Annotated in this window: 4 protein-coding genes; 3 read left to right on the top strand and 1 reads right to left on the bottom strand. The window is 72.3% G+C overall.

Features of this window, described 5'->3' with window-relative positions; genetic code table 11:
• Window positions 1-2 precede the first annotated feature (2 nt).
• The 3 genes from D7Y13_RS35690 (at window position 3) to mdcG (ending at window position 5,111) form a co-directional block, all read left to right on the top strand.
• Complete coding sequence (locus D7Y13_RS35690; RefSeq protein WP_120630938.1) at window positions 3-2,483, top strand: ribonuclease H-like domain-containing protein; 2,481 nt, start codon at window positions 3-5, stop codon at window positions 2,481-2,483.
• Between the two features lie 117 nt (window positions 2,484-2,600).
• The gene (locus D7Y13_RS35685; RefSeq protein ID WP_167508808.1) at window positions 2,601-4,136 is read left to right on the top strand and encodes a hypothetical protein; all 1,536 of its coding nucleotides are present in this window, start codon (window positions 2,601-2,603) and stop codon (window positions 4,134-4,136) included.
• 315 nt (window positions 4,137-4,451) lie between these two features.
• Window positions 4,452-5,111: a malonate decarboxylase holo-[acyl-carrier-protein] synthase gene (mdcG, locus tag D7Y13_RS35680; protein WP_120537774.1), complete on the top strand. Its 660-nt coding sequence runs from the start codon at window positions 4,452-4,454 to the stop codon at window positions 5,109-5,111.
• Between the two features lie 9 nt (window positions 5,112-5,120).
• Here the strand turns inward: mdcG and D7Y13_RS35675 are convergent, their stop codons facing one another.
• On the bottom strand, window positions 5,121-7,037 hold the full coding sequence (locus D7Y13_RS35675; RefSeq protein WP_244222417.1) for a glycoside hydrolase family 183 protein: 1,917 nt from the start codon (window positions 7,035-7,037) through the stop codon (window positions 5,121-5,123).
• Between the last annotated feature and the right edge of the window lies 1 nt (window position 7,038).

The raw sequence follows: 7,038 nt of genomic DNA, 5'->3' as shown, positions 1-7,038 counted from the left end.
CCATGGCCCCCCTGCCCCCGGCCCATCCGAAGGAGGACGCGTGGTTGTGGGGCTGGGACACCACGCCGGGCATCGTGTCGGTGTGGGCGGAGCCGGACGGGCGCGCCTTCGTGTGGAAGCGGCAGCCGGGCACCCACGTGAGGATCCGCGAGGACGCGCGCTACCGGCCCTGGCTGCTGCTCGCGTCGCTCCAGGACCTGGAGCACCTGGGCCCGGCGCTTCAGCCGGAGGGCGTGCCACCCGCACCGGGTCTGGTGACGTTCCGTGAGCTGGAAGGGCCCGGAGCGCTGCGCTACGTGGTGAGCGCGGACGACGGCCGGGCGCTGGGGGCCGCGGTGCTCCGCGGCGCGTCGTCGCGGCTGGGCCAGCGCGTGGGCCACCTGCGCGACCTGGGCCCCCACGCGGCGCTGGTGCTGCCACCGGAGGAGCAGTACCTGGTCGCCACCGGGCGCACGTACTTCCGCGACCTCGTCTTCGATGACCTCCGCCGGCTCCAGTTCGACCTGGAGACCACCGGGTTGGATCCCGCGACGGACCGCATCTTCCTCGTCGCGGTGAGGGATGCGGAGGGCCGCGCGGAGACGCTGGAGGTGACGGAGGACGGCGACGCGGGCGAGGCGGACCTCCTGCGCCGGCTGGTGGCGCGCATCCGGGAGGCGGATCCGGACGTGGTGGAGAACCACAACCTGCACGGCTTCGACCTGCCCTTCCTGGACCAACGCGCGAAGCAGCTCAACGTGCCGCTGGCGCTGGGCCGCGCGGGCCTGCCGGGGTTGCGCCACCGGCCCTCCGCCCGGGGCGCCGCGCTGGGACGCGGGCCCGGAGGCCGCGAGGCGGACGCCATGCGCCGCGCGCGCTACACCGTGCCCGGGCGCGAGTTCATCGACACGCTGGACGCCGTGCGCCGGCACGACTTCTCCGCCCGCGACCTGCCCGGCCACGGACTCAAGGCGGTGGCGCGGCACCTGGGGCTCGCGGGCCCCGAGCGCGAACTCATCCCCGGCGCGCGCGTGTACGAGGTGTTCCAGAAGGATCCGGAGCGGGTGCGCCGCTACGCACGCGACGACGTGAAGGAGGCGGCGGGGCTCGCGCACCTGCTGGGCGGCGCGGCCTTCGCGCTCGCGCGCATGGCGCCCCGGCGGTACGAGCGGCTGGCGGACGCGGGCCCGGCCACCGGCGTGTTGGATCCGCTGCTGGTGCGCGCCTACCTGCGCGAAGGCGCGGCGCTCCCGGCGCACGAGTCCGGCGACGGAACGTCCCACAGCGGCGCTGCGCTGCACCTGTTCGCCACCGGCGTCGCGCACCACGTGGTGAAGGCGGACGTGGCCAGCCTCTACCCGTCGCTGATGCGCCAGTACCGGATTGGACCGAAGCGCGACCGGCTCAACGTGCTGCTCGCGCTGGTGGACCGGCTGGTGGATCAGCGGCTGGACGCCAAGGCGAAGGCGAAGAAGGCGCTTCCCGGCTCACCGGAGCGCCACACGCACGAGGCGCTCTCCGCGGCGATGAAGATCGTCATCAACTCCGCCTACGGCTACCTGGGCGCGGTGGGCCTCACGCGCTTCTCCGACGTGCACGCCGCCAACGAGGTGACGCGGCACGGCCGCGAGGTGCTGGGCCTGATGTGCCGCGAGCTGGCGGGCCGGGGCGTGACGCTGCTGGAGGCGGACACGGACGGCGTCTACTTCGCGGTGCCGGAGTCGTGGACGGAGGCCGACGAGCGCCGGGTGGTGTCGGAGGTCGCGGCCCTGCTGCCGCCCCGCGTGCGCCTGGAGTTCGACGGGCGCTACGCCGCGATGCTGTCGCACGAGCCGAAGAACTACGCGCTGCAGCCCTACACCGGCCCGCTGCTCCTGCGCGGCGTGGCGTTCCGCTCCAGCCGCGCGGAGCCCTATGGCGAAGACTTCCTGCGCCGCGCCCTCCAGCACCTCCTCTCCGGCGACGTGCGCGCCGTGCGGGACACCTACGTGGACACGGTGATGGCGCTCAGGCGGCGCCACGTCCCCACCTTCGAGGTGACGGCCCAGGTGCGGCTGACGAAGTCGCCCGCGCAGTACCTGGCCACGCGCAAGCAGCGGCGCGAGCTGTCCTACGAAGCGCTGCTCACCAACGGCCGCGAACACTGGGCCCTGGGCGAGCGCGTGCGCATCTACCGCGCGACGGGCGGACGCGCGGGCCTGCTGCTGGAACCGGACGCGGAGGAAGGCGAACCCGCGGCCCGCGTCGCGGTTGGCGCCCCGGCCGGCGACGACCCGCGCGACTACGACGTCGAGTACTACGTGCGGCTGCTCAAGGACACGTTCGCGGCCCGGCTCGCGCGCGGCCTCACCGCGGAGGACTTCGCCACGGTGTTCGCGGATCCCGACCAGCCCTCGCTCTTCACGCCGTCCCTGGCGGAGTCCCGGCCCGTGCTCACCGTGGTGCGCGAGCCCCGGGGCCCGGAGTTCGGCGAGGCCACCGCAAACCCAGACAGCGTTCCGTGAAGGTCGTTGGAACACCGCGTTTGTCAGCGTGACTGGAACCTTGGCGTGTCCCGGTTCATCCGGGAGTCGTGGGGAGGGCTCTGCTACACTGCGTCAACCGCAATGGCCTTCTCGTTGATGACCCGTCCCACGTCCCGTGCGCTGGTGGTTCCCGGCACGGTGGCGATGCTGCTCCTGCTTCCCTGGCTCATCTATTCGAGCGCCATCGTCCACCGCTACGGCCTGCGCGACGACTACTCCATCCTGCGGGAGGCGCGCGAGGAGCCGGGCAAGATCCTCCGCGTCTGCGCGTCGCAGGGCCGTCCGCTCTACGGCTGGATGCTGGAGGCGTCCGCGAAGGCGGCGGGCGGCATCGACGGGTTGATGGGGCTGCGGCTGCTGGGCGTCGGCGGGCTGGGCGTGCTCGCGGCGGCGGTCTTCCTGATGCTGCGCAAGGAGGGCTGGCGGACGGGGTCCGCGGGCCTGCTCGCGGGATTCCTCACGCTGACGCCGTCCGCGCAGGTCATCGCGAACTGGAGCATCTGCTGGCCGCAGGCGGTGGCGCTGATGCTGGGGCTTGCGTCCTTCGCTTGCGCCCGCCGCGCCATCACCCAGCATGAGGAAGCGACCCCGCACGGGTGGCGCTGGACGCTGGCGGCGGTGGGGGCCATGGCCACCGCGACGCTCATCTACCAGGTGAGCGGGCTGTTCTACGCGGTGCTGCTGGCGGCGGCGCTGGTGGTGCGCCGCGACGCGTCCCTGAAGGACACCGCGCGCTGGATGGCGAAGCACCTGGTGGTGATGGGCGTGGGGCTGGTGCTCGCGTACGCCGTCACCCGGGTGACGTTCGCCACGGGCCTCTTCACGGCCTCGCCCCGGATGTCCTTCGAGAAGCACTGGGTGGACAAGACCGTCTGGGCGCTCACGCACGTGTTCCCCAACGCGCTCGCCCTGTCCGCGCTCAACGAGGCCCCCGGCGACATGGACGGCTACTGGGCCATGGTGGTGCTGACGCTGACGCTCTTGGGCGTGGGCGTGGTGGTGGAGGGCCGGCGTTCGGGACTCACCGGCGTGGGGCGGTGGCTGCTGGCGCTGGTGACGCTGTCGGCGGCGGCATACTCGGTGAGCTTCCTCGCCGGGGAGCGCTGGCCCACCTACCGCACGCTCAACGCGCTGACCGGCGTGTGGGCCGTCTTCTTCGCCGCGTCCCTGGTGAACCTGGGCACCGTCTGGCCCCGGCATGGGCCGCGCATGGCCACGCTGCTGCTCAGCGTCTTCGTGGCCTTCAGCGCGTTCCTCGCGCACGTGCAGTCCCTGGAGCTGTTCGCCCTGCCCCAGGGGCGGGAGCTGGCGCTGATGGAGCAGGGCGCGAGCCTCGTCGTCCCGGCGCAGAAGCCGCGCGTCTTCGTCCTCACCGCGAAGCAGGCGGACTCCACCGCGCCCTTCCACTACCTGGACGAGTTCGGCTCCGTCTCCGTGGACGCGGAGTGGGTGGCCAAGGAGATGCTCAAGGCGCTCGTGAAGGAGCGCTTCCCCCGGGAGAAGGACGTCAGCGGCCTCTACCGCTTCGCCGCCGGTCCCGTGGCCCCCGAGCCGCGCAACTACGACATCCTCATCGACATGCGCCGGCAGCACGTGAGCGCCGTGCGCCCGGTCCTCCAGCTGCCCCGGTAGTCGCGCCTCGCGCAGTCTCTCCGGTTTGTCGGGCCCGGCACGGGAGCGTTCCGCGCCATGGAAGGACGTGCCCGTGCGCACGACCTCCCACCCGGTTTTCCGGGGAGATGTGCCGGGCAGGGGCCTGCTCGGGCGCTCTCGCGTCAGCGCGTGCAGGTTGGGCCCCACCCGGGGCGTGAATCCGGGTAATGACTTGGGAGGTGATGTCCTTCCTGCCCCCGCCCCTCCTTCCGCTTCCGCGAGCCACCCAGGCCGTCGCGTCCCGCACCGCGGAAGGACGCCCGGGTTCCGCCCCGGCAGAGGGGGCCATCGTCGATGCCGGGTGAGCGTCCGGTACGGCACGACTGGGTGTCCCTGGGCGCCGACTGGGCGGAGCACCTGCGCTCACCGCTGAACCCGGACGTGCTCCGGATGGTGACGGAGTGGCAGCAGCACGGCCGTCCCTTCACCGTCACCCGCCAGGACATGCCGGACCGGGACGACGAGCTGCGGCTGGGCCTCACCCTGCCCGACCGCCGTCACCTGGCGCTGCACGTGGCCCTGTCGGCCGTGGTGCACGTGCTGCCGCCGCCCACCGTGCACGAGGCCCGGTCCACCGCGCCCGCGACGTGGCAGGCCGCGCTGGAGGACGTCATCGCGCTGGGCACCGTGTTGGACCTCACGGTGCGCGTGTTCGGTTCGCTGGCGTGGCAGCTGCGCACGGGCGTGACGTTCCTGAGGCCGCTGTCGGACGTGGACCTGCTGTTCGCGCCCGCGCGCTGGTCCGACGTGGAGCGGCTGTTGTTCGGTCTGGAGGCGGTGTCGCGGCGGCACTCGGTGGTGCGCCTGGACGGCGAGGTGTTGCTGCCCGACGGCGGCGCGGTGGCCTGGCGCGAGCTGGCGCTGGAGCCGGAGATCATCTGGGTCACCGGCCCCCGGGGCGCCTGTCCCCGCACGCTCAAGGACCTGCGCGCGCTGTTCCCCGCCGAGCCCTGAGCCGCGCCGCTAGTTCCGCGTCACCGCCACGTCGTCCACCTGGAGCCAGGTGTCGCCCGCGTTCGCCCACGTCCCGGCATACACCTCCACTGCGTGGTTCGGGCCGGAGTCGAACGCGACGCTCAGGAGCGTGTAGTTGCCCAGGGCCTGCGTGAGGTGCGTCTCATTGAGGATGGGCCCGTTGTTGAGCCCCCGCGCGCCGAAGTAGCCGTCGCTCTGGTTGGCGGACGTCTTCACCCAGCCCGTCAGCGTGTAGCGCGTGTTCGGCGTCACCGAGACCTCCTGCTTGATGGCGTTCCATCCCGTGTCGTTGCGCACCCACGCGTTGTTCGCGCCCGTGCGAGCAAAGCCCAGCCCCCGGTCGATGCCCGCCTTGCCCAGCGTGGACCAGGGAGAGGTGGCCGTGCCGGAGGGCTGCTGTTCGAAGCCCCCCTGCGCGACGAGGTTCGCGCCCCGCGTGAGGCTCACGTCATCCAGTTGCGCCCAGGTGTCGCCCGCGTCCGCCCAGACGCCGCCGTACACCTCCACCACGGTGTTCGCGCCGGAGTTGAAGGTGACGGTGCGCTCCGTCCACGCCGCCAGCGCGCCGAAGGACGACTCACCCAGGACGGGGCCATTGCCCGCCGCACGCGCACCGAAAGAGCCCCGGGTGGTGTTGGGCGAGGCGCGCAGCCAACCCTTCAGCGAGTAGTCCGTGTAGGGCTGCACGACGACGCTCTGCTTGAGCGCGTTCCAGCCGCTGCTGCCGCGCACGAAGCCGTTGTCCTGTCCCGTGCGCGCGTTGCCCAGCGCCCGGTCGATGCCGCCTCCGCCCGTGAGGTACCAGGGCGCCATCGTCGGCGTCGCGGCCTGCGTCTCGAAGCCGGGCTCGGACAGCAGGTTGTCGCCCTGCGTGTCGGCGGCGAGCGACGCGCGCAGCAGGAACGTGTTGTAGGGCGTCCACTGCGAGGAGATGAAGTACAGCTCCGTGGCGCTGTTGCCCCACGGGTGGATGAACGCGTTGTAGATGCCGGGGAAGGCCGCGCCGGTGGCCAGCAGCTTCTCCCCGCTCCACGGCCCCGTCGGCGTGCCCGCGTCGCGCAGGACGACGGCCTGACGGTGCTCGTTGAGGTACGTCATCAGGAAGCGGCCCAGCGCCGCGTTGTAGGCGACGGACAACTCCCCCGCGATGCCGATGACCACGGGCCGCGCCGCCGCCTGGGATGTGGACCAGCCGTTGCCGTCCCAATAGCGGTACGCGGTGATGTCCAGCAGCGCGCCCTCCGGAACGCGCGCCAGGTGCACGTTGCCGAAGCGACCGTTGGGCGTGGCGAACAGGTAGACGAACCCGCCGTTCTTCACCAGGGCCGCCATCTGGAAGGGGTTCGTCCAGGACGCGTTGTTGGTCCAGCGCGCGGACGGGTGCTTCACCCAGTTCTGCCCGTTGTCATCCGAGTACGCGATGCCGGCGTGGTTGGTGATCCACTGGCCCGGCTCCCCCCAGTGCCTCACGGACATGTAGTGGATGTAGTGCCGCGAGCCCACGGTGACGCCCGCGGTGGGGATGACGGTCATCTCGTCGTTGTCCACCTTGCGCGACGCGAGGATCTCCTTCGCGTGTCGCGTGCCGTCCTGCACCATCGTGGTGAAGGTGAGCCCGTTGGACAGCGCGGTGTCCGCCGAGCGCGCCAGCACGTTGCTGCGCCACCCGCCGCCACACCCGCCGTTGCCGCACCAGCCCGCGCCGAAGGTGTCCCCGAACAGGACGAACACCTCGCCGCCGCCCTTGTCCCAGACGATGCCCAGGTCCGTGCCGTACACCTCGTAGTTGGAGTGCGTCTGGTTCGGGTTGGGCAGCAGCTCCCCCGCGGGCGTCGCGCCCGTCACGCGCGCCACCTTCGTCACGTTCGTCGGCGTCACCGCCCCCGCCACGCCCGCGCCCCCCAAC

This window comes from Corallococcus praedator (assembly GCF_003612125.1).
In the GTDB taxonomy this organism is placed as follows: domain Bacteria; phylum Myxococcota; class Myxococcia; order Myxococcales; family Myxococcaceae; genus Corallococcus; species Corallococcus praedator.
This window is presented reverse-complemented; position numbering and strand designations above follow the sequence as displayed.